We start from the raw sequence: 20,885 nt of genomic DNA, 5'->3' as shown, positions 1-20,885 counted from the left end.
TCACCCCGCGGTGTCGGTGAACTGCGGCTCCTGCGGCGCGTTGGTGTGCTCCCGCACCCAACCGTGGTGCTCCACCTTGATGTGCTCGAACGCCACGGCGTTGGACCCGGCGTCGAGTTCGGGCAGGCCCTGGTACTCCGACACCCAGCACTCGTGCACCGAGTACGACAGCACCTGCTGTCCGCCCTCGTCGAAGACGTCGATGATGAGGTCGCGCCGGAAGTCCTTCAGGGAGGTCTCCAGCCCGCCCGACGAGTTCTTGAGGCTCCAGACCCGGTTGGCCCACTCCTCGAAGGTGGTGTCGACGGTGCAGCCGCGTTCTAGGGTGATCGCCTCGTACTCGGTGCGGCCGGGGAGCTTGCGGCTGGTGCCCGGGTCGCCGCCGTCGCGGTGCCGGATGACCTCGGTGGTGCGCTTGAGCCCGGTGACCCTGCTGATCCCCGCGATGTAGTCGGTCTGTCCGCTGAACTTCACTCGGAAGCGGAAGTTCTTGAACGGGTCCCGACGCTTGACTTCGGGCATCGGTCGTCCTCCTGGATCTGGACTTGGACTTGGACCTCGGTCTAGGTGTCGATCTAAGGGCTGTCGCGTGATCCCCGGCGGGCCCGCGGCGTCAGATGCGGTGCATCGCAAGGCGGAGGGTCGTCCTCGTACCGTGCGTATCCGGGCGATCCGACAACGCGGCGAGGTGCTGTGGCTGTCGTCGCGCGCCCGCCGGGGACTACGGGACAGCCCTTAGACCTGGATCTGGCCGGCGAGCTGTTGGATGTGCACGACCACGAACTCGGCGGGCTTGAGCGGGGCGAAGCCCACCTGGATGTTGACGATGCCGCGGTCGATGTCGTTCTGCGGGTTGGTGTCCTTGTCGCACTTCACGAGGTACGCGTCCTGGGGGGTCCGCCCCTGGAAGGCGCCCGCTCGGAAGAGGGAGTTCATGAAGGCCCCGATGTTCAGCCGGATCGAGGCCCACAGGGGCTCGTCGTTCGGCTCGAACACCACCCACTGGGTGCCCCGGAACAGGCTCTCCTCGATGAACAGTGCCAGCCGCCGCACCGGTAGGTACTTCCACTCGCTGGCGAGCCGGTCGGCTCCGTTCATCGTGCGCGCCCCCCAGGCCACCGGGCCCGCGGCGGGCAGCCGGCGCAGACAGTTGACGCCGACCGGGTTGAGCCGGCCGATCTCCGGATCGGTCAGCGGCACCTCCAGCTCGCTGACGCCGCTGAGCGAGGCGTCCGTGCCGGCCGGCGCCTTCCACACCCCGCGCTGGACGTCGGTGCGGGCGAGCACACCGGCCATCACCCCGCACGGCGGGAAGGGCCTCAGGGCGCCGTCGAGCAGGGGGTCCGGAGCGAGCAGCCGGGGGTAGTACACCGCGGCGTTCTTGCCGGGGTCGCCCATCGCCAGGTCCGGCAGTCGGGCCAGGACGTTGTCCAGGGCGCCGGTGTTGTCGTCACTGCCCGACGGCACGGCGGACCAGGACGCGGGCGGGTCGACGAGCAGGACGGCCCGCCGCTGCACGCAGAGGTCCAGCGCCGCGTCCCGCAGGGGCTTCACGTCCTTGCCGCCGGCCTGCAACTGCGCGTCGAGCCAGTCGCTGTCGGGCAGGCACAGGATGTTGAAGATGTCCGTCTTCAGCAGCTGGTACAGGCCGGACTTCGTCGCCGCGTCGCCCAGGTACGGAGCCAGCTCCTGCGGACGCTCGTCCCCGCCGGCCTGACCGCCCTTGACGTCGTCCGGCGCGTAGCAGTAGGACGGCTGCGGCACGTCCTTGCCCTCGGGCTGGTACGTGAAGGGGTCCGCGCCCTCCTTGGGGTCCGTGTTCGCCTGCGGCACCGAGCGGAGCGGAGCGTTCGGCACGGCGCGCACGAGTTGCGAGACGGCCAACAGGTGGTCGAGGCTGCGCGGGCTGCCGCCCTCCACGCTGACGTTGAGGTAGCGCTCCTCCGCGCCGGTCTCCACGTCGCGGACGGTGAGGTTGAACAGCTTGCGCTGCGCGTCCGGAACGTCCCCCTCGGAGGTGTCGTAGTCGACGCGGGCCCGCAGGTTGAGCGCCCACCGCCCGGGTGCGGCGGCCAGCAAGGCCGGGCCCGAGACGGTGGTTGCCGCCGAAGCGGAGGCCGCGGACTTCTTGGCGGCACCGCCGGACTCGTGTGCGGCGGCCACCTTCTTCTTCGGCTCGCCGCCGGCGTCCTGGGCCCCGGCGTCGCCGGCCGCGTCCCCGCCCTCCTCGCCCGCCGCGGGCGCGGGAGGCGGCTGGGGGGCTGCCCTGGCTGCCGGATCCGTTCTCGTGCTGAGGGGCAGTCGGACGACGACCTCGCCGTCATTGACCACCCTGACGATCTCGGCCTCGCTGCCGCCGTTCAGATAGAACTGGTAAACGGCGTAGCTCAGCGGGCAGTTCGTCCGCAGTCCGCCGAACACCGCTGCGTAGTCGCCCCAGCCCGTGATGTGCACCGGCCGGTCGACCGGGCCACGCGGTGCGTAACCGACGAACGCTGCCACTGAAGTGGGAACACCCGTGATCGTCCTGACGGAGCTCTTGACCTCGTCGACATAGACGCCCGGGTAGGTGACGTTTACCGGCATGCCGGTTCCTTCCGACGCTGCACACGATCGCGCTCACGATAAGCGGACGTCACCGGATCCGGCACTCCGGGCGCAGGGCGGGTGCGTCGTTGGGATTACGGGATCACCCGAGGGCAGGGCAGGAAGGTCGTCGGGGCGGCTCAGAGCCGTGCTCACGTGGGGTCAATCGCCCCCGCCGTCCCGTCGCGTTCGGTGCGCGGGGGCGCCAGGACGCGCGCTTCGACGTCGCGCAGCGCGCCCGGCGCCAGCTCGCTGCGGCCAGGCTTACGACGGAGAAGAGGCATGGTGCCCTCCGATTTTCTGTACGGTGGCGTATAGAAGGGCGCTAGCCTATGTATACGCCGCCGTATAGTCGGTGTGAGTGAGGTGGGAACCGAGTGCGTGCGCCACAGACACCGCGCGAGAGCTGGATCGAGGAGGGCCTGCGGGCGCTGGCCGCCGCAGGCCCCGACGCCGTCCGCGTCGAAGCGCTCGCCAAGCGGCTCGGCGTCACGAAGGGCGGCTTCTACGGGTACTTCGCCGACCGCAATGCCCTGTTGGAAGCGATGCTCGACACCTGGGAGCAGGAGAGCACCCACGAAGTGATCGACCGCGTGGAAGCGGAGGGCGGAGACCCCAAGACCAAGATCCACCGCGCGGGCGCGCTCACCTTCACCGAAGACCGGCTGCTCCCCGTCGACCTCGCGATCCGCGCATGGGCCCGGCACGACGAGGCCGTCGCGGTCCGCCTGCGCCGCGTCGACAACCGCCGCATGGGACTGCTGCGCACGATGATCGGCACCTTCTGCGCCGACGCCGAAGAGGTCGAGGCCCGCGGGCTGCTCGCCTTCTGCGCGGCGATCGGCGCCCACTTCCTGGCCGCCGACCACGGCGAGCTCACCCGCCCCCAGGTCCTCGCGCGGGCGGCGGACTTCCTCCTCGACCGCCCCGGCCCGGCAGGCGGAGCCGGCGAAGCGGACGGCCCCAGGTTGATCTTGCTGTGCGGCCTGCCCGGCTCGGGGAAGACGACGCTGGCCAAGCGCCTGGCGAACGAGGTCCCGGCGGTGCGCCTGTGCCCGGACGAATGGCTGGCCGACCTCGGCGTCGACCTGTTCGACGAGCCCGCGCGCGACCGGCTGGAGCAGCGGCTGTGGGAGCACGCGCAGGAACTGCTGGAGCGCGGCCGGAGCGCGATCCTGGAGTACGGCTTCTGGGGACGTGCCGAGCGGGACGAGAAGCGCGCGGCGGCCCGTGCACTCGGCGTCCCCGTCGAACTGCACTACCTCGCCGTGCCGTTCGACGAACTGTGCCGCCGCCTCGAAGCCCGCGGCAAGAAGGGCGGGCCGGGAACCGCCCCCGTCGGCCGTGCGTTGCTGAAGGAGTACGCGCAGCTCTTCCAAGCGCCCGACGAGGTCGAGCTCAGCCTCTTCGACCCGCCGCCGGCGAAGCGGCGCGGCTGACCGCACCCGAGCTGCGGCCCGTCAGCCGGGCCGCGCCGCCCCCGCCCGCACTCAGCAGCAGGTGGCGCCGCCCGCACCGGCGGCCGTCGTGGTCCGGCAGAAGCAGGACGCCTCGATCGGCACGTCCGCCACGGCCGTCGCCAGCTTCAACTGCTGCGCGACGATGCCGGCCTCCGCGGTGCGCCCGAGCCGCACCAGGCACTCGTGGAAGCCGTGCAGGGACCACACGTTGCCCGGATGCTGACGGGCCCGCGGCAGGGTGTCGTCGAGCCCGAGGTCGGCGCGGTAGACCGCCGCCGCCTCCGCGACCCGCCCCTGTTCCAGCAGTAGCGCGCCGTAAGCGTGCCGCGTCGGCTGCATCCAGCCCCAGGGCTCGTCGTAGGGCAAGGTGTCGTCCAGTGCGATCGACCGCTCCAGCGCGGCGAACGCGGCGTCGAAGGCGCCCTTGCGGTACTCCAGTTCGCCGTCGAGCATGGCCGCGGCGATGGCGAGGATGCTGCGGCAGGTGTTGTTGAAGAGCATGCGGGTCTCCTGCACCCGGCCCACCGCCTCGCGGAACAGCTCGCGCTCCGCCTCGGCCTCGGCGACCCGGCCGGTCGCGGAGAGGGCGACGCCCCGCGCGTAGTGCCGCATCGCCGTGGTCGTGCTGTACAGCTCCCCGTCCTTGGGCAGCGGCAGCTCAAGGATGTCGGCCCAGCGCCCGAACCGGATCAGCACGTGCACGCGCATGGCGAGGAACGACTCCAGCCAGTCGGCCATGGGCGGGCTCTGGACCCGCAGCAGCTCCTCCGGGATCGACGCCTCCAACTGCTCCGCCGCCTCCAGCGCCACTTCGCGCTGCCCGAGGAACATCGCACCGTAGATCTTGAAGTGGATGTTGTGGCAGCGGTACAGGGTGTAGAAGTTCATCGCACCGCCGTGGGCGACTGCCTTCGCGTCGACGGCGATCGCGGAGTCGTTGTCGGACACCACCCGCCGGTAGTCCCCGCACAGCACTTCCAGGTGCGAGGGCATGTGCGCGAGGTGCCCGGCGTCGGGCACCAGCCCGCGCAGTCGGTCCGCGACGGGCAGCGCGCTCTCCGGCTGCGGGGACATCTCCATCAGGTGGACGTACAGGTGCAGCACGCCGGGGTGCCTGCGCCCGTCGGCCGTGGCGAGCGCCCGGTCGAGCACCGCCTTGGCCGCCACCGTACGCGCTCCTTCGGCGGGCTCGCCGGTGCGCAGGTCCCACAACTGCCAGGGCGTGAGGTTCATCAGCGCGTCCGCGTACAGGGTCGCCACGTCGAGGTCGTCGGGGTCGCACTCGTGGGCGGCCCGCATGCTCTCGGCGTACGGCTCGTTCCACACCGAACAGTCCTCGACGGGGGCCGCCTGCGGATAGCGGGCGCGCAGCGCACCGATCAGCGCCCGCTCGACGTCCGTGGCCCCGGCGGCCTTCTCGTGCGCCCGCTCGACCGCGGCGTGGGTGCGCTCGACGGTACGGGTGAGGTCGTGCGCGTCGAAGGACTCCCAGGGCTTGTTGTAGTTGGGGCCGAGCGCGTAGGCCAGGCCCCAGTGCGCCATGGCGCAGTCGGGGTCCGCCGCCGCGGCCCGCTCGAAGCAGCGGGCGGCCTCCTCGTGGTGGAAGGCGTACGTCCACACCAGGCCGCGGTCGAACCAGAGCTGGGCCTCGGGGGACGAGGTGGTCACCGGGCGGGTGTGGGTGCCGAGGTCGAAGTAGGCGCCGGCGGCTGCCGCGTCCTTTGACTGTTCGTCCATGCGTACCTCTGTGGTTCGTGCGCCGCGCCTACGCCCGGTCGGGCGTCGACGGTGTGGTGGCGGCCGGTTTGATGCGGTGGCGTCCGATGGGGAGTATGAGGGGCCGGCCCGAGACGGGGTCCTCGATGACCCGGCAGTCCAGGCCGAACACCGCACGCACGCGCTCCCGGGTGAGGACCTCCTGCGGCGTGCCGCTCGCGTGCGGGCGCCCGGGCGTGAGCGCGATGAGGTGGTCGGCGTACCGCGCGGCGAGGTTGAGGTCGTGCAGGACCATGACGATCGTGGTGCCCCTGGTCTGATTGAGGTCGGTGAGCAGGTCCAGTACTTCGATCTGGTGGTTGGCGTCGAGGAAGGTCGTGGGCTCGTCGAGGAGGAGGACGTCGGTCTGTTGGGCCAGTGCCATCGCGATCCACACGCGTTGGCGCTGGCCGCCGGAGAGCTCGTCGACGTCGCGGTCGGCGAGGTCGAGGGTGTCGGTGGCGGTCAGGGCCGCTGCGACGGCCGCGTCGTCTTCGGAGTTCCAGCGGGAGAATATCCGCTGGTGCGGATGGCGTCCGCGGCTGACGAGATCCGTCACGGTGATGCCGTCCGGCGCGATCGGGGTCTGGGGCAGCAGCCCCAGCGTGCGGGCGAGTTCCTTCGCGGGGGTGCGGTGCACCTCCCTGCCGTCCAGGACGACGCGTCCCCCGCGCGGAGCGAGGAGCCGGGACATGGCGCGCAGCAGTGTCGACTTGCCGCAGGCGTTGGCGCCGACGATCGCGGTCATGAGACCGGGCGGCACGCAGAGGTCCAGGGAGTCGATGACGGTGCGGTCGCCGTAGCCGAGGGTCAGACCTTCGGCGGCGAGGGAGTGGGATGTGGTCACAGGGAGCTTCCCGCCCGGTTGGTGCGGATGATGAGGTACACGAGGTAGGGCGCGCCGAGCACGCCGGTGACGACGCCGACCGGCAGCCGGGTGTCGAAGGCGTACTGGCCGGTCAGATCGGCGACCAGGACGAGCAGGGCGCCGACGAGTCCGGCGGGCACCAGCAGCGGACCGCCCGCGCCGGTGAGCCGCGCCGCGATGGGCCCGGCGAGGAAGGCGACGAACGCGACGGGCCCGGCGGCGGCCGTGGCGAAGGCGATGAGCCCGACCGCCGCGACGACTGCGGTGATGCGGGTGCGCTCCACCCGGGTGCCGAGGGCGGCCGCGGCGTCGTCCCCCAGTTGCAGCGTCGTCAGGTTCCGGGACTGCGACAGCAGTACGGGTCCGAGGAGCGCGAGCGCCGCGGCGGCGGGCGCCGTCTGCTCCCAACCGGCGCCGTTGAGGCTGCCGGTCAGCCAGCGCATGGCCTCCTGGAGGTCCCATTGCGCTGCCTGCGAGAGCACGTAGGCGACGACGCCGTCGAGCATCGCGGCGATGCCGATGCCGATCAGGATGAGCCGGGTGCCGACGACGCCGTCCTTGAACGCCAGGGCGTAGATGAGCAGCGCCACGGCGAGTGCGGCGACGATCGCGACGACGGACACCTCGGTCGCGCCCAGGGAGAGCGTGACGATCGCGATCGCCGCGGCCGCGCTCGCGCCGGCGGAGATGCCGATGACGTCGGGACTGGCGAGCGGGTTGCGCAGCATGGTCTGGAAGGTGACGCCGGCGAGCCCGAAGCTGAAGCCGGCCACCACGGCGAGCACGGCCCGCGGCAGCCGCAGCCGGCCCACGGTGAACGACGCGCCGGGGACCTGCTCGCCGAAGACGACCCGTAGGACGTCGTCCAGCGGGTAGTACGTGTGCCCGACCATCAGGGACGCGGTGAACGCGACCGCCACGAGCAGGGCGAGCAGCCCCGTCAGGGCGCGGCGCCGCAGCGCTCGACGGGCCCGGCCCCGGGCGACGACGACCACGGAGGCGGGGGGAGTGCTGGTCTTCACAGGGCGCGCACCTTCTGCCGGCGGACGATCCAGACGAAGAAGGGGGCGCCGATGAGGGCCGTCACGATGCCCACGTCGATCTCCGCCGGTCGGGCCACGAGCCGGCCCACCACGTCCGCGGCGGTGAGCAGCGCCGCGCCCACGACGGCGGAGAACGGCAGTAGCCAGCGGTGGTCCACGCCGACGAGGAGGCGGCAGGCGTGGGGGACGACCAGTCCGACGAAGCCGATCGGCCCGGTGACCGCGGTGGCGGCGCCGCACAGCACGATCGAGCCGAGGGCCGCCACGCCCCGGATCACGGCGACGCGTTCGCCGAGCCCCGCCGCGAGTTCGTCCCCGAGCGCCAGCGAGTTCAGCGCCTTGCCGGACAGCAGGCAGATGGCGAAGCCCACGGCGAGGAACGGCAGCACGTGGCCGATGCGTTCGAAGGAGGCGCCGCCGACTCCGCCGACGTGCCACAGCCGCAGGCTCCCGGCGATGTCGCCGCGGGGCAGGGTGATGGCGGTGACCAGCGAGACGAAGGCGGCCGATGTCGCCGACCCGGAGAGCGCGAGCTTGAGCGGCGTCGCACCGCCCCGCCCCAGGCTGGCGACGCCGTACACGAAGGCGGCCGACAGCCCCGCTCCCGCCATGGCCACCCAGATGTAGCCGATGGGCGACACGAGGCCGAAGAACGCGACGGCGGTGACCAGGGCGAGGGAGGCGCCCATGGTGACGCCGAGGATGCCGGGGTCGGCGAGCGGGTTGCGCGTCACGCCCTGCATCACGGCGCCGGCGAGCCCGAGCGCCCCGCCGACGAGTGCTGCGAGCAGCGTCCGGGGAATCCGCTTGCTGGCGGCGGCCTGTTCCAAGGTGCCGTCCGCGCCCTGGAGCGCGGCCCACACGTCGGACCAGGCGACGGCTCGGGAGCCGAAGGCGAGGGAGGCGAGTGCGAGCGCTGTGAGGACCAGGAGCGCCGTGACGAGCCAGAGGACGCGTACGCGCACCGGACGCCGCCGCGGTGCACACGCCGCGGCGGCGTCGGGGCGCCGTTGGACGGACGTCGTCATGCGACCTTGTCCGCGGCCTTGGCGAGGGCGGCGACGTAGTCCTCCAGCACCCATGAGATCGACAGCGGCGTCGGGTTGGCCGCCGTTGCCAGGGGCGCGCTGCCGGGCAGCAGGTAGGTGGAGCCGCGCTCGATGGCGGGGAGCTTGGAGACCAACGGGTCCTCGCGCAGCGCCTTGGCGAGCTTGCCCTCCGCGTCGCCGTAGCCGGTGACGATGTCGACGTCGTCGAAGAGGTCGATCTGCTCGGCGCTGCGGGTGAGGGCGAACTTGTCCGTGCCCTTGGACGCGTCGGCGATGCTGGTGGGGGTCTTCAGGCCCAGGTCCTCGAAGAAGAGCGTCCGGGTGTCGTGCGCGGTGTAGAAGCCGATCTGGCTGACGTCACCGGGGTCCACGTGGGTCATGAACATCGCCGACTTCCCCTTCAGTTGCGGGTACTTGGCGACGGTCTGCCGGATCTGCCCCTCCAGGTCCCCGATCAGCTTCTCGCCCTTGTCGGCCAGCCCGATGGCCTTGCTGTTGGTGCGGATGATCTCCCGCCAGGGCGTCGCCCACGGGGCGTCCGGGTACGCCACGACCGGGGCGATCTCGCTGAGGGTGGCGTAGTCCTGCTTGGTGAGGCCGGAGTACGAGGCGAGGATGACGTCCGGCTTGGTGTCGGCGACGGCCTCGAGGTCGATGCCGTCGGTCTCGTCGAACAGCACCGGGGTCTTCGCGCCGAGTTCGCCGAGCTTCTCCTCCACCCAGGGCAGCACCTTGTCGCCGTCGTCGTCGCCGAAGGTCGCGGCGGCCATTCCGACCGGGACGACGCCGAGTGCCAGCGGCACCTCGTGGTTGGCCCAGTTGACCGCGGCGACGCGCTCGGGCTTCTCGTCGATGGTCGTCGTCCCGAGCGCGTGCTTGATGGTCATCGGGAACGTGCCCGAAGCCGACGACCCCTTGTCGCCGCCGTTGTCGCCGTCGCCCTCCGACGAGGACGGGCCGCCGCAGGCCGCGACTGCCATGAGAGCGGCGGCCGCGGTGAGCAGCCGCAGACGAAGTGAACGCATGATGGTCGAACCCCCACTGATCCGGATGCCGCAGGGTGCTGGTCCTCGCACGCCCGGGGCCCGGGATTCGTCGTGGAGCGTGTGCACCGCACTGGACGCAAGCGCTTAGGTAAGGCTTACCTTTGTACTCTAAGAGGGGAGGGATCAGTGTCGCAATCGACCTTTTGCGACAGCCGATGTAGCGATCCGGACAGACTTCCGGTGCTGATGCGCCATCCGTCGCGGGTGGGGAGGGTGGTTCAGGCGGTCCGGAACGTGCCCGGGGTGAGACCGGTGGTCCGTCGGAAGGCCGCGCCGAAGGCGCTCGCCGACCGGTACCCCACTTCTTCCGCGACGGTCTCCACCTCCCAGCCGCGGCTGAGGAGGGCCACCGCGTGGTGCGCCCGCACCGCGGCGACCCAGCGCGCGAAGCTGGTGCCGGTCTCCGCGGTGAACGCCCGGCTGATCGTCCGAGCGCTCACCCCCAACTCCGTCGCCCAATCGGTCAGTGTGCGCTGATCGCCCGGGTCCTCGTCGAGCGCCCGCGCGATGGGGCGCAGCAGGGCCGACGTCGGCGCGTGCACCAGCAGCCCCCGCGGCGACGGCTCCAGCACGTCGAGCACCATCGCCTCGGTGGTCGCCCGTGAGGCGGGGGAGAGGCGGGCGTCCCCGAGCCGCTCCAACAACAGCCGCAGCAGCGGGGTGACCTCGACGGCCACGGGGGTGTCGGACATGGAAGGGGCGGCGTGGTACGCGAAGAACGTCGCCCGGAACCACGTCCCGGCGACCGCCGACCCCGAATGCAGCGTGCCGGCGGGCATCCACAGCCCCAGTGCGGGCGTGACCGTCCACACCCGTGCGCCGACGACGGCCGTCGACGCGCCGCGCTCGTTCCACAGGAGCTCGTGGAAGGGGTGCGAGTGCTCGCCCCAGACGGTGTCGTGCGCGACGACCTCGTCGTACGGCAGCACCGCAAACGGCATCACCTCGGCGCCGGCCGCAACCACCGGCAACTCGCGCCGCTCGCGCACCACGGGTCGAACCCGTCCGTCGCCCCCGTCGGCAGCCTCGCGCGAACCCGACTGGATCGTTCGGGAAGCAGCGCGGGCGCGGGCTGGGGGCATTCCTCCACCCTAATGGTCCACGTCGGGGCCGATGGTCGACGGTGAACGTGTGACCATTCGCTCCCCGTCGGACCGTGAGCGTCAAGGGCGACCGCCATCGGGCGGGCCGGGTGCGGCCCCCGTCATCCGGGTCGACAAACGGATAAATTTGCGGCATTCGGGAGTAGCGTCGGGCTTGGTGCACTCACGCCACCCAGGCCGAACAGCCCCGCGGAAAGGGTCCCCATGCGCCCCACCCTCAGCCCCGCCACCCTCGCCGAGCTGCGCCGCCCCCGGCCCTATCCGGCGGTGTCGATCGTCATGTCCACCCACCGTCGCGAGCCGGGCAGCGAACAGGACCCGATCCGGCTGCGCGGCCTGCTGAACGAAGCGAAGGAGAAGGTCCAGGCCGACCCCGCGGTCTCCCGCAGCGACCGGATCGACGTACTGGGGCAACTCGACCGTGCCCTGACCGAGGTCGACCTGGTGCACGCCGAGGACGGCCTGGCGATCCTCGCCGCACCCGGCGAACACCACATCTGGTCCTTCGGACGCCCCGCCCCGCCCCGGGTCGTCCTGTCCGACACCTTCCTCACCCGCAACCTCGTCGCCGCACACGCTGCCGAACGCCCCTACTGGGTGCTGGCGGTCGCCGCCGATCGGGTGGTGCTGTGGGGCGGCGACCAGGCACGCGTCACCGAAGAACAGGGCCACGGCTTCCCGCTGGTGCGCAGTTACGACGAGCCCGACCCCGAACGGCGGGAGCAGATCGGCGACGTGCCGAGCACCTTCCGCGACGAAGAGACCAAGGCGTTCCTGCGCGAGGCCGACGCCGAGGCCGGCAAGGTGCTCAGCGCCGACCCCCGGCCCCTGTACGTGGTCGGCGAAGCCGCCGCACTCACCCTGCTGGACGCCGCGGGGCCGATCGCCCGCGCAGCCACCGCGCAGATCCCGCACGCCGGCCTCGCCGGTGCCGACCCCGTGACCGTCCACCGCGTGGTCGAGCCCGCCGTACGGGCCCACGCCGACGAAGAGGTCAGCGACGCACTGGGCCGACTCGACGCGGCCCGTGGCCGCCGGGCGTTCACCTCCGGCCTGGACGACGTCCGGCAGGCCGCGGAGAGGGGCACGGTCGCCCATCTCGTGGTCGAGGAGAACTTCCGCGCCACCGTCCGCGACGCCGGAGAACACCTCGTGCCCGCGGAGCCGGGCGCCCCCGGGGCGCGCGAGGACATCGTCGACGAAGTGATCGAACGCGCCCTCGACACCGGTGCCCGGGTCGACTTCGTCCCCGACGACACCCTCGCCGACGAAGGCCGGATCGCCGCCGTCCTGCGCTACTGAGCGGACCTCCACGCCCACCCTGCCGCGCTCGTGGTCGCAACCTGGGTTGTACGGGGGTGAGCGCGGCGTACCACCCGGGTTGCGGCGCACTCGCAACTGCCGGCCGATGTCCACGTTCTGCGACTGCGGCAGGGTGAAGGACATCGGATTCCCCCGCCGGCGCCGGCATCGCACGGGTCCGTCGGGGGAGCGTACTGAGGGGAGTTGGGAGAGCATGTCCAGCAGGCGGAGTCTTCTCACCGGAGTCGCGGCTGTGGGAGGTGCACTGCTGTGGGGCGCACCCGCCGCACAGGCACGCACACGGGATCGGCCGCACACGGCGCAGGCGCTGGACATCGTCACCGGCGAGGACGGATTCACCGCACCGGTGCGCGCGTTCGCCGGACCAGTGCCCTTCCGGCTGCGGACCACCAGCCCGCGCACCGGCACCGTCGGCATCGCCCGCCTACGGACCGGAGCGACCGAAGCCCAGTTCCGGACCCGGCTGCGCCGAGTCTTCGCCACCGAGGGGCAGGACAACATCACAGCCGCCCACGCCCTGATGGCCACGGCTGAGCTGTACGGCGGCGGCATCACCCACCCCGGCACGGACACCCGCTTCACTGCGCAGCTGCCACCGGGCCGGTATCTCGTCTTCGAGTACCTCGACTTCGAAGGTCCGCGCGGCCGTGACCCACAGCCCGGGCAGGAACACCTGCGCCCGCTCACGGTGCACCCCACGAAGGCCATTGCGCCACGGACTTCCTGCGCCACCCTCACCGCCGTCGAGATCCCAGGCCAGGGCCCGCGCTTCCTCATGGACGGCCACGTCACCGCGGGCGGGCCGCTGCGCTACGTCAACCGCATGCGGAACCAGGTCGACGAGGCGATGCTCTGCCCGATACCCGACGACTCGGTGACGGAGAAGGACATCCAAGCCTTCTTCGACGGCACGGGCGGCCCACCCCCGTTCGACCTGAGCCGATGGCTGGGCACACCACCGCTGTCGCCCGGACGCGAGGTGCTGCTCACGATGCCGCTGCTCCCCGGCCGTTACGCGGCGATCACCTGGGTCTCCAGCATCCACGACGCCCGTCCGCTCAGCATGCACGGCCAACACCGCATCGTGACGGTCCGCTGAAGCAAGCAGCGCCCCTCGCCAACGCCGGGCACCGTTGAGGCGCCCAAGCCCCCCAGAAGCGCCACGGCGGTGAGTGGGGTGTCAGTGCAGGCGTTTACTGTGCGGGCCCATGGAGACGATCTACCAATCATGGGCCGAGACGGTCGACTTGTTCGAGCGGCGCGGCTTTCCGCAGGAGACATACGCCACCCTGGACGAGGAGGAGTACATACTGCACCCCGGGCCCGCGGCACTGCCCGGCTCCCTCTGGCTGGACGACCACCAGTACCGGCATCAAAACCCCTGGATCAAGGCGGGTGGCCGACCCGAGTACGAAGGGATCGACGGCGCGGTCACCGGTTACGTCATCGACGGCGACCTCCACGTCGACGGGAACATCCTGAACCTGGAGTACGGCAGCCCGTCGCTGATCGTGCTCGGTGACCTGAAAGTCGCCAACCTCGTCCTCACCGGCACCTCACGCCTTCTGGTGCAGGGCAACATCGAAGCGGAGACCTTCCTCGGCGACTCATGCGAACAACACGTCGAGGTCCTCGGCGACGTGCGTACCGCGCTCGCGGTCATGTGGGACGAGTTCCTCCCCGAGGTCGCCGGACGTCTGTACGGTCGCGCCCTCGTCCCCGACTACGTCGACCTCGGCGACTGCGGCCTGACCGTCGAGGATCCGACGCCCCGCGCAGACCTGTCCGAACTCCTGCTTCCGGAAGTCCTCCGCACCGGCGGTGAGGCCCCCGGCGAAGATCCCCACCTCGCCGACGCGGGTCTGCGCTACGACCACATGATCGACCGCATGGTGCAGGGGCTGCCCGTCATCCGCGGTGGGCGCAGGGTCGCGCCCCTCCAGGAGTTGCCGCCGCAGGAATAGGAGTTCACGCGGGAGTCGACCAGCGGGCCGCGGCCGCCGCGTCGCGCGGAGTCAGCCGGCCCCGTCGTCCTTCGGCTGCGGTGCCGTGCTGAGCTGTTCGTCCAACTCGTCGAAGACCAACCCCTCACGGCCCGCATACCCGGTGCGGTACGCCACCCGTGCCACCAGGTGCGCCGCCACCGGACCGGTCAGCAGTTGGAAGAAGCCCACCAGCCCCAGGGTGCCCAGGTCGATGCCGCTGCGCAGCCGGAGCGCCACCCCCATCAACACCAGCAGCATGCCGAGGGCCTGAGGGTTGGTCGCCGCATGGCTGCGGGAGAGCACGTCCGGCATGAGCACCATGCCGAGCGCGCCGAACAGGCTGACCGCGGCCCCCACGAACAGCAGTACCGCTCCTGCGGTGTCCGCGACCTGGGCCCAACCGTTCATCGCTTCCTCCTCCTACGGCGTGGCTGGTCCGGGGCACGGTCTCGGACGGCGATGAAGCGGGCGATCCCCACCGATCCGGTGAAGCCGAGGAAGGCCAGCACCAGCATCACGGGGAAGTAGAAGGAGTCCCGGCTCAGGGCCGAACGTACGCCGATCCCCGCGATCATCAAGGCGGCGCAGACGTCGAGTGCCATGGCCCGGTCGAGCATGGACGGCCCCCGCCACACCCGGTAGAGCACCAGCGCCCCGGCGATCAGCAGCATCGCGGCGGCGGCCACCAGCAGACCCCGGTCCACGGCCTGAGCGGTGGTCATCGCGGACTCCGGGGCTGCGGTGGAGGCTGGCGCACCCGGGCGATCTCCGCCCGGTCACCGAAGGCCCGTACGACCAACTCCTCCATCCGCCACACGCCCTGCCGGGCCCGCTCCGGGGTCGCCGGGTCGTCGGCCTCCAAGACGTGCACGAACAGCGTGGCCTGGGAGCGGTGCACCTCGACGACGGAGCTGTCGGGCACGTTGGAGACGGCGATGGCCGTCGCGGTGAGCATCAGATCGCTGCGGCAGCGCAGCGGAACGGCGAGGACCCCCGCCCGAAACGGGCGCCGGTCCACCATCTGGTGGGACACCTTGACCCCGGCCGTGTACATCTCCCACAGCAGCCGGACGGTCAAGCGGGCGATGCCCAAGGGGTGCAACCTCAGACCGATGTTCACCTGGGGCAGCGGAAACACCAGGCACACGACCACCGCCACCAGCACCCCGGTGATCGCATTGGGGAGGCTGAGGGTGCCCCACAACAACATCCAGACCACGGTCAGCCAGGCGATCAGGGGGAGGTCGAGCACCCGGCGCCGGCGTCCGACCACCGCACAGCTGAAGGGCGGCAGGTTCGGGTCGCGGAAGCGTAGCGAGATCACGGGAACGTCATGGGCCAAGGACCGCCTCGATGTAGGGGGTGCGTTGCAGGAGTTCGGCCGCCGCCCGCTCGGTGAGGGCCGTGAAGGGATCGCCCAGCACCGTGTACGCCAGCGACAGCAGGACCAAGGCGAACGTCGCCCACGTCATGCTGCGGGGCAGCCGGTCGGTGGTCGTCGTGATGGCCCGCCCGGACAACGTCGCGGTGACCGCCTGGCCCGCGGGCGCCCGCCGCCGGGCGGAACCCCCCGACGTGCCGTCACCCGGGCCGCTGTCCGGGGCGGCGTCGGCGTCCGCGTCGGTGTCGCCGTGGTCCTCGTCCGGGTCGGCCTCCTCCAGCACCGTGCCCCGGGCGGGCCGGCCCGGCGGCGCCGCGCGCCAGAACGCGAGGTTCCACACCTTCGCCATCACGTACAGCGTCAACAAACTCGTCAGCGACGCCGCCGCGACCAGGAGGTAGGGCAGGAACCCGCCGTCCGCGACGCCCGCGCGCAGCAGTTGCAGCTTCCCGATGAACCCGGACATCGGCGGGATGCCCGCCAGGTTCAACGCCGGCACCAGGAACAGCACCGCCAACGCGGGCGCCGCCCGGGTCAGCCCGCCGACCCGGGTCAGCTCCGTCGTGCCCGTGCGGCGTTCGATCAACCCCGCCACCAGGAACAGCGCCGTCTGCACGGTGATGTGGTGGACGACGTACACGATCGCCCCGCCGAGCCCGGCGCGGGTGCCCACCCCGATGCCGAAGATCATGTAGCCGATGTGGCTGATCAGGACGAAGGACAGGACCCGCTTGAGGTCGGTCTGCGCCACCGCGCCCAGGACCCCGATGATCAGGGAGGCGAAAGCCGCCCACATCAGCAGGTTCGCGAGTTGGTTCCCGGGAAAGAGCAGGGTCTCCACGCGCAGCACGCAGTAAACCCCCACCTTGGTGAGGAGCCCCGCGAACACCGCGGTGACCGGCGCCGGCGTCGTCGGATACGAGTCCGGCAGCCACGCCGCGAGCGGGAAGACGGCGGCCTTCACCGCGAACACGGTCAGGAGGGTCGCTTCCAGCAGAGTTCGCACCCCGATGGGCAGTACGGCGAGGCGTTCGGCGAGTTGACCGAGGCTGACGGTGCCGGCCGCGGCGTAGGTGAGGGCCACCGCGGTGAAGAACACCATCGAGGAGACCAGCGACACCAGGACGTAGGTCGCACCCGCCCGCAGGCGTGCGGCCGTGCCGCCCAGCGTGAGCAGCACGAAACTGGCGACGAGCATGATCTCGAAGCCGACGTAGAGGTTGACCAGGTCACCGGCGAGGAAGGTGCAGGACACCCCGGCCACCAGGACCATGTAGGCGGGGTGGTAGATCGCCAGCGGGGACTGCTCTTCACGGTCGGCCATGCCCTGGCCGATCGAGTACACCAGGACGCACAGGGTGACCGCCGCCGACACCGTCAGCATGAGGGCCGAGAGCCGGTCCGCGACCAGCGTGATTCCCACCGGCGGAGCGAAGTCCCCCAGGTGCAGGGCGAGCGGCCCGTTGCGGTCCGCTTCGACGAGCATGACCAGGGAGAGCGCGAGGACGGTGCTCAGCACGAGGACGCCGACCGCGCGTTGGGCGCGGGGGAACCGGGTGCCGAGGGCCAGTTCGAAACCGGCGGCCAGCAGGGGGAGGAGCACGGGCAGGGGTACGAGTGCGTTCACCGGGCGGCCCCCTCGGACCTCTCGCGGTCGGCGGGGTCCTCGCCGAGGATGTCGTTCCACAGGTCGCCCGACGCGTCCCGGGCCCGTGCTTGCAGCGCCCGGTCCTCGCGGAGCACGCCGCGCAGCCGTCGTCGCTCCGTACGGTAGGCGTCCCGGTCGCCCTCGGGCCCGCGCCCCCGCGGGCCGTGCTGCTCCCGCAACGCCGCGCGCTGCTCCTGCACCTCGGCGCGGAGCGCGATCCGGCGGTCCTCGATGTCGTCCATGACCTCGTCGGTTCCGTTCACCCGCTGGCTGCGGTAGGCGATCGCCAGCAGGAACGCCGTGGTGGCCAGCGTGATGACGATGGCGGTCAGCGCGATCGCCTGCGGCAGCGGGTCGCTGACCCGCTCCGGATCGATCCGCGGATAGAGCAGCGGTGCCGACCCGGCGGGCCCGCTGGCGGCGAGGAGGAGCACGTTGATGCCGTTGCTCAAGATCACCGCACCGACGAGGATGCGGGTGAGGGCCCGCATCAGCAGCAGGACGCCACCGACCGCGCACAGCAGGGCTCCCGTCACCAACAGGGTGAGGCTGACGCTCACCGGCCGGACTCCTTCGCCTTCTCGTGGGCCTCCCGCTCGATCTGCCGGTCGATGCGCCCGCCGAGGGCGCGCACGATGTCCAGGACCACCCCGAGGACGAGGAGGTAGACCCCGGTGTCGAACAGGACGGGCGTGCCGATGTGGACGGCGCCGAAGAGGGGCAGGTGCGTCTCGTAGGTCAGCGGGTGGAGCACGGCGCCGTCGAGGAGCCCGAGGGCCGCGGTGGACGCCGACAACAGCAGCCCGAGCCCGGTCAGGAGCCCCGGGTGGCCCGGTGCGGCGTCGGCCAGTTCGTGGCGTCCGCCGGCCAGGTAGCGGGCCATCATCGCCAGCCCCGCGACCAGCCCCGCGACGAATCCCCCGCCGGGGAGGTTCTCCGCGCACAGCAGCAGGTAGACGGAGAGCACCAGGATCGGGTGGAACACCAGTCGGGCCACCACTTCGAAGACCACGGAACGGTATTCGGGGGCGAGGGTCCGCCCGGCGGCGAGCCAGGTCCGCTCGGGTGCCGTGTCCTCGGCGGCCGCCTCGCCGACCGCGAAGTGCGAGCCGTACGACCACGCCGTGGGACCGCCTGCCGACGCGGGCTCGACCGGCTCCACCGGTTCGGCCCGCTCTGCCGCCCCGGTGCGCCGGTGCACATAGATCAAGCTGGTGACGCCGACTGCCGCGACGGCGAGGACCGCCGACTCCCCGAGGGTGTCCCAGGCCCGGAACTCGACCAGGGTGGTCGCCACGACCTCCTTCACCCCGTGCTCGGCGGTGGCCGTCACCAGTGCGCCGCCCGTGGGCTTGGCGACCCGGGCAGCGGCGACGACCCACAGGGTGGTCGCCACCACGGCCGAAGCCACCAGAGCGAGCGGAACGCGCATGAACAGCCGACGGCGACTGATCGTCTCCTGGAAGTGGACCGGCATCCTGCGCAGGACGAGCACGAACACCAACAGGGCCACCGTCTCTACGCAGAACTGGGTGAGGGCCAGGTCCGGCGCGCCGTGCACGACGAACAGCAGAGCGGTGCCGTACCCGGTGAGCCCGCCCAGCACCACGACCTTCATCCGCCGTCGCACCGGCAGGCACAGCAGCGCCGCGGCGCAGGTCAGCAGGGCGATCGCGCCCTGCGCGCCGGAGTCCCACAGCCGTGGTGCCACCGCCCCGGCCCAGGGTTCGTCCACCAACAGCACGGCCAACTGCCCGCCGAGGAGCACGCTCAGCACGGTCGCCAAGTACACCGACACGGAACCCCGTTGGAAGAAGCCGGTCACCTGGAGCGAGATCCGCTCCAACCCCAGCAGCCCCAGCCCGAACACCCGGTCCGCGGTCGGCCAGGCCACCCGACGGGACAGCCGCACCACGGGATCGCGCAGCAGGAACAGCACGACGCCCCCCGCCCACGCCGCGGCGGACAGCAGCAGCGCCGTGCCCAGCCCGTGCCACAACGACAGCGAGTAGGGATGCGCCGGCGCGGGGAACTCCGCGGCGTACGCCCCGAGCAACCCGTTCCACCACGACACCCCCGGGCCGAAGACCACGCACGCCACGGCGAGCAGTGCCGGCGGCCCCAGGAACGCCGGGCTCACCCGGTGGGCCGGCGTGTCGTGGAGCCCGGGTTTGCGGGCGAACGCACCCCACAGGAAGCGAAGGGTGTAAGCGCAGGTGAGGGCCGATCCGATGGTGGTGACGGCCAGCACCCAGCGGTCGACGGCGTTCCCGTGGAGCAGCGCCTCGAAGGCCGCTTCCTTCGCGGCGAACCCGAGCAGCGGCGGGAGCGCCGCCATCGACGCCCCGGCGATCAGCGCGGTCGCGGCCACCCACGGCAGCACCCGCCCCACCCCTGACAACTGCCGCAGGTTGCGGGTGCCGGTGGCGTGGTCGACGATGCCGGTGACGAGGAACAACGGGGCCTTGAACAGCGCGTGCGCGAGGATCAGCACCGCGGCGGCCAGCGCCGCGTCCCGGTTGCCCACCCCGGCGAGCACGGTGAGGAAACCGAGCTGACTGACCGTGCCGTACGCCAGGACCAGCTTCAGGTCGCCCAGCCGCAGCGCCCGCCAGCCCCCCAGCAGCATCGTCGCCGACCCGAGCACCAGCAACACCGGCCGCCACAACGGTACGTCCGCGAAACCCGGCGCCAACCGGGCCACCAAATACACCCCCGCCTTCACCATCGCCGCGGCGTGCAGATAGGCGCTGACGGGAGTCGGCGCGGCCATCGCGTTCGGCAGCCACACGCTGAACGGCCAGATCGCCGACTTCGACAGCGCCCCCAGGAGCACCAGCGCGATGGCCGCGGACACCGTGCCGGAAGCCGCGGGAGGATCGGCGAGGAGCTCCGAGATCCGGTAGGTCCCGGCTTCCTGCCCGAGCATCAGGAAGCCGACGAGCATCGCCAGCCCGCCCAGCGTGGTCACCGTCAGCGCCTGGAGCGCGGAACGACGGTTCTGCTTGCGTTCGCTGTCGTACCCGATCAGCAGATAGGAGAAGACGGTGGTCAGCTCCCAGAAGACGTACAGCACCACCAGGTCGTCGGCGAGCACCAGACCGAGCATGGCCCCCGCGAACGCCAGCAAATTGCCCGCGAACCCGCCGAGCCGGGGCGACCCGTCGTCGAAGTACCGCACGCAGTACAACAGCACCAACGCACCGACCCCGGCCGCCAGCACCAGCATGAGCAGCGCCAACGCGTCCAACCGGAACGCGATCCACACGTCGTACGCCGGCAGCCACGCGAACGACCAACTCACCGCCCCGCCCCCGGCGGCGGTGTCCCACTGCGCGAGGCCCCACCCGAGGGTGACGGCGGGCGGCACCGCCAACAGGACGAAGGCCCGCGTCCCCAACCGTCGCACCAGGGGGACGGCACACGCGGCGAGCAGGAAGTGAGCGAGAATCAGCGCCGCCATGCGGCCCCAGGAACGGACGGACCGCGCACGGCGGTCCGATCACGGCGAGGGACAGCGAGCATGGGACACATAGCTATAAGCTGCGTGCCCTTTTCACGGCATGACGCGCCGCCCGCCCGCGCGACGCGCGCCGAGGTGCGTTCATCTGGCCCAGCCGACCGATGCCCGGGCCGTG

19 protein-coding genes and 1 pseudogene are annotated in these 20,885 nt (G+C 71.6%); 5 read left to right on the top strand and 15 right to left on the bottom strand.

The features are described 5' to 3' along the window. The 3 genes from ACH4E8_RS20055 to ACH4E8_RS20045 form a co-directional block, all read right to left on the bottom strand. Positions 1-522: a phage tail protein gene (locus ACH4E8_RS20055; RefSeq protein WP_361539540.1), complete on the bottom strand. Its 522-nt coding sequence runs from the start codon at positions 520-522 to the stop codon at positions 1-3. Positions 523-735: 213 nt separating this feature from the next. Continuing rightward, the gene (locus ACH4E8_RS20050; protein WP_398449962.1) at positions 736-2,586 is read right to left on the bottom strand and encodes a phage tail sheath family protein; all 1,851 of its coding nucleotides are present in this window, start codon (positions 2,584-2,586) and stop codon (positions 736-738) included. Between the two features lie 152 nt (positions 2,587-2,738). Further along, positions 2,739-2,870 carry a hypothetical protein gene (locus ACH4E8_RS20045; RefSeq protein ID WP_398449960.1) on the bottom strand — a complete coding sequence of 44 codons (132 nt, stop codon included), beginning with the start codon at positions 2,868-2,870 and terminating at the stop codon, positions 2,739-2,741. 93 nt (positions 2,871-2,963) lie between these two features. Here ACH4E8_RS20045 and ACH4E8_RS20040 point away from each other — a divergent pair. Both ACH4E8_RS20040 and ACH4E8_RS20035 read left to right on the top strand, forming a co-directional pair. Beyond that, positions 2,964-3,515: pseudogene (locus ACH4E8_RS20040) on the top strand (TetR/AcrR family transcriptional regulator); the annotation flags it as partial. Between the two features lie 39 nt (positions 3,516-3,554). Next, on the top strand, positions 3,555-4,025 hold the full coding sequence (locus tag ACH4E8_RS20035) for an AAA family ATPase (protein ID WP_398450299.1): 471 nt from the start codon (positions 3,555-3,557) through the stop codon (positions 4,023-4,025). Between the two features lie 51 nt (positions 4,026-4,076). Here the strand turns inward: ACH4E8_RS20035 and ACH4E8_RS20030 are convergent, their stop codons facing one another. From ACH4E8_RS20030 to ACH4E8_RS20005, 6 genes are all read right to left on the bottom strand, one after another. Further along, complete coding sequence (locus ACH4E8_RS20030) at positions 4,077-5,783, bottom strand: hypothetical protein (RefSeq protein WP_398449959.1); 1,707 nt, start codon at positions 5,781-5,783, stop codon at positions 4,077-4,079. A gap of 28 nt (positions 5,784-5,811) precedes the next feature. Beyond that, positions 5,812-6,648 carry an ABC transporter ATP-binding protein gene (locus tag ACH4E8_RS20025; protein ID WP_398449957.1) on the bottom strand — a complete coding sequence of 279 codons (837 nt, stop codon included), beginning with the start codon at positions 6,646-6,648 and terminating at the stop codon, positions 5,812-5,814. After that, positions 6,645-7,691 (bottom strand): FecCD family ABC transporter permease, encoded by a 1,047-nt coding sequence (locus ACH4E8_RS20020; protein WP_398449955.1) that lies wholly within the window; start codon positions 7,689-7,691, stop codon positions 6,645-6,647. Before ACH4E8_RS20020 ends, ACH4E8_RS20025 begins: the two co-directional genes overlap by 4 nt. Next, positions 7,688-8,740: a FecCD family ABC transporter permease gene (locus ACH4E8_RS20015; RefSeq protein ID WP_398449953.1), complete on the bottom strand. Its 1,053-nt coding sequence runs from the start codon at positions 8,738-8,740 to the stop codon at positions 7,688-7,690. The genes ACH4E8_RS20020 and ACH4E8_RS20015 overlap by 4 nt, the downstream gene beginning before the upstream one ends. Further along, on the bottom strand, positions 8,737-9,786 hold the full coding sequence (locus ACH4E8_RS20010) for an iron-siderophore ABC transporter substrate-binding protein (RefSeq protein ID WP_398449951.1): 1,050 nt from the start codon (positions 9,784-9,786) through the stop codon (positions 8,737-8,739). The genes ACH4E8_RS20015 and ACH4E8_RS20010 overlap by 4 nt, the downstream gene beginning before the upstream one ends. A 239-nt stretch (positions 9,787-10,025) precedes the next feature. Continuing rightward, positions 10,026-10,799: an AraC family transcriptional regulator gene (locus tag ACH4E8_RS20005; protein ID WP_398449949.1), complete on the bottom strand. Its 774-nt coding sequence runs from the start codon at positions 10,797-10,799 to the stop codon at positions 10,026-10,028. A gap of 315 nt (positions 10,800-11,114) precedes the next feature. Here ACH4E8_RS20005 and ACH4E8_RS20000 point away from each other — a divergent pair, with 315 nt between their 5' ends. From ACH4E8_RS20000 to ACH4E8_RS19990, 3 genes are all read left to right on the top strand, one after another. Further along, the gene (locus ACH4E8_RS20000; protein WP_398449947.1) at positions 11,115-12,212 is read left to right on the top strand and encodes a chemotaxis protein; all 1,098 of its coding nucleotides are present in this window, start codon (positions 11,115-11,117) and stop codon (positions 12,210-12,212) included. Between the two features lie 253 nt (positions 12,213-12,465). Continuing rightward, a complete protein-coding gene (locus ACH4E8_RS19995) occupies positions 12,466-13,332 on the top strand; it encodes a hypothetical protein (RefSeq protein ID WP_398449945.1) in 867 nt (288 codons plus the stop codon). Positions 13,333-13,441: 109 nt separating this feature from the next. After that, complete coding sequence (locus ACH4E8_RS19990; RefSeq protein ID WP_398449943.1) at positions 13,442-14,197, top strand: hypothetical protein; 756 nt, start codon at positions 13,442-13,444, stop codon at positions 14,195-14,197. Between the two features lie 51 nt (positions 14,198-14,248). Here the strand turns inward: ACH4E8_RS19990 and mnhG are convergent, their stop codons facing one another. The 6 genes from mnhG to ACH4E8_RS19960 are packed head-to-tail and all read right to left on the bottom strand — an operon-like array spanning position 14,249 to position 20,710. After that, on the bottom strand, positions 14,249-14,626 hold the full coding sequence (gene mnhG / locus ACH4E8_RS19985; RefSeq protein ID WP_398449941.1) for a monovalent cation/H(+) antiporter subunit G: 378 nt from the start codon (positions 14,624-14,626) through the stop codon (positions 14,249-14,251). Continuing rightward, on the bottom strand, positions 14,623-14,940 hold the full coding sequence (locus ACH4E8_RS19980; RefSeq protein WP_398449939.1) for a monovalent cation/H+ antiporter complex subunit F: 318 nt from the start codon (positions 14,938-14,940) through the stop codon (positions 14,623-14,625). The genes mnhG and ACH4E8_RS19980 overlap by 4 nt, the downstream gene beginning before the upstream one ends. After that, on the bottom strand, positions 14,937-15,542 hold the full coding sequence (locus ACH4E8_RS19975) for a Na+/H+ antiporter subunit E (protein WP_398449937.1): 606 nt from the start codon (positions 15,540-15,542) through the stop codon (positions 14,937-14,939). The genes ACH4E8_RS19980 and ACH4E8_RS19975 overlap by 4 nt, the downstream gene beginning before the upstream one ends. A gap of 7 nt (positions 15,543-15,549) precedes the next feature. Beyond that, a complete protein-coding gene (locus tag ACH4E8_RS19970; protein ID WP_398449935.1) occupies positions 15,550-17,226 on the bottom strand; it encodes a Na+/H+ antiporter subunit D in 1,677 nt (558 codons plus the stop codon). Beyond that, complete coding sequence (locus ACH4E8_RS19965) at positions 17,223-17,807, bottom strand: Na(+)/H(+) antiporter subunit C (protein ID WP_398449933.1); 585 nt, start codon at positions 17,805-17,807, stop codon at positions 17,223-17,225. Before ACH4E8_RS19965 ends, ACH4E8_RS19970 begins: the two co-directional genes overlap by 4 nt. Then, positions 17,804-20,710 carry a Na+/H+ antiporter subunit A gene (locus ACH4E8_RS19960; RefSeq protein WP_398449931.1) on the bottom strand — a complete coding sequence of 969 codons (2,907 nt, stop codon included), beginning with the start codon at positions 20,708-20,710 and terminating at the stop codon, positions 17,804-17,806. The genes ACH4E8_RS19965 and ACH4E8_RS19960 overlap by 4 nt, the downstream gene beginning before the upstream one ends. Positions 20,711-20,885: the final 175 nt, after the last annotated feature.

It is taken from the genome of Streptomyces sp. NPDC017979, assembly GCF_044328175.1.
Lineage (GTDB): Bacteria > Actinomycetota > Actinomycetes > Streptomycetales > Streptomycetaceae > Streptomyces.
The sequence above is the reverse complement of the archived record's forward strand: the minus strand, read 5'-3'. Positions and strand labels throughout refer to the sequence as shown.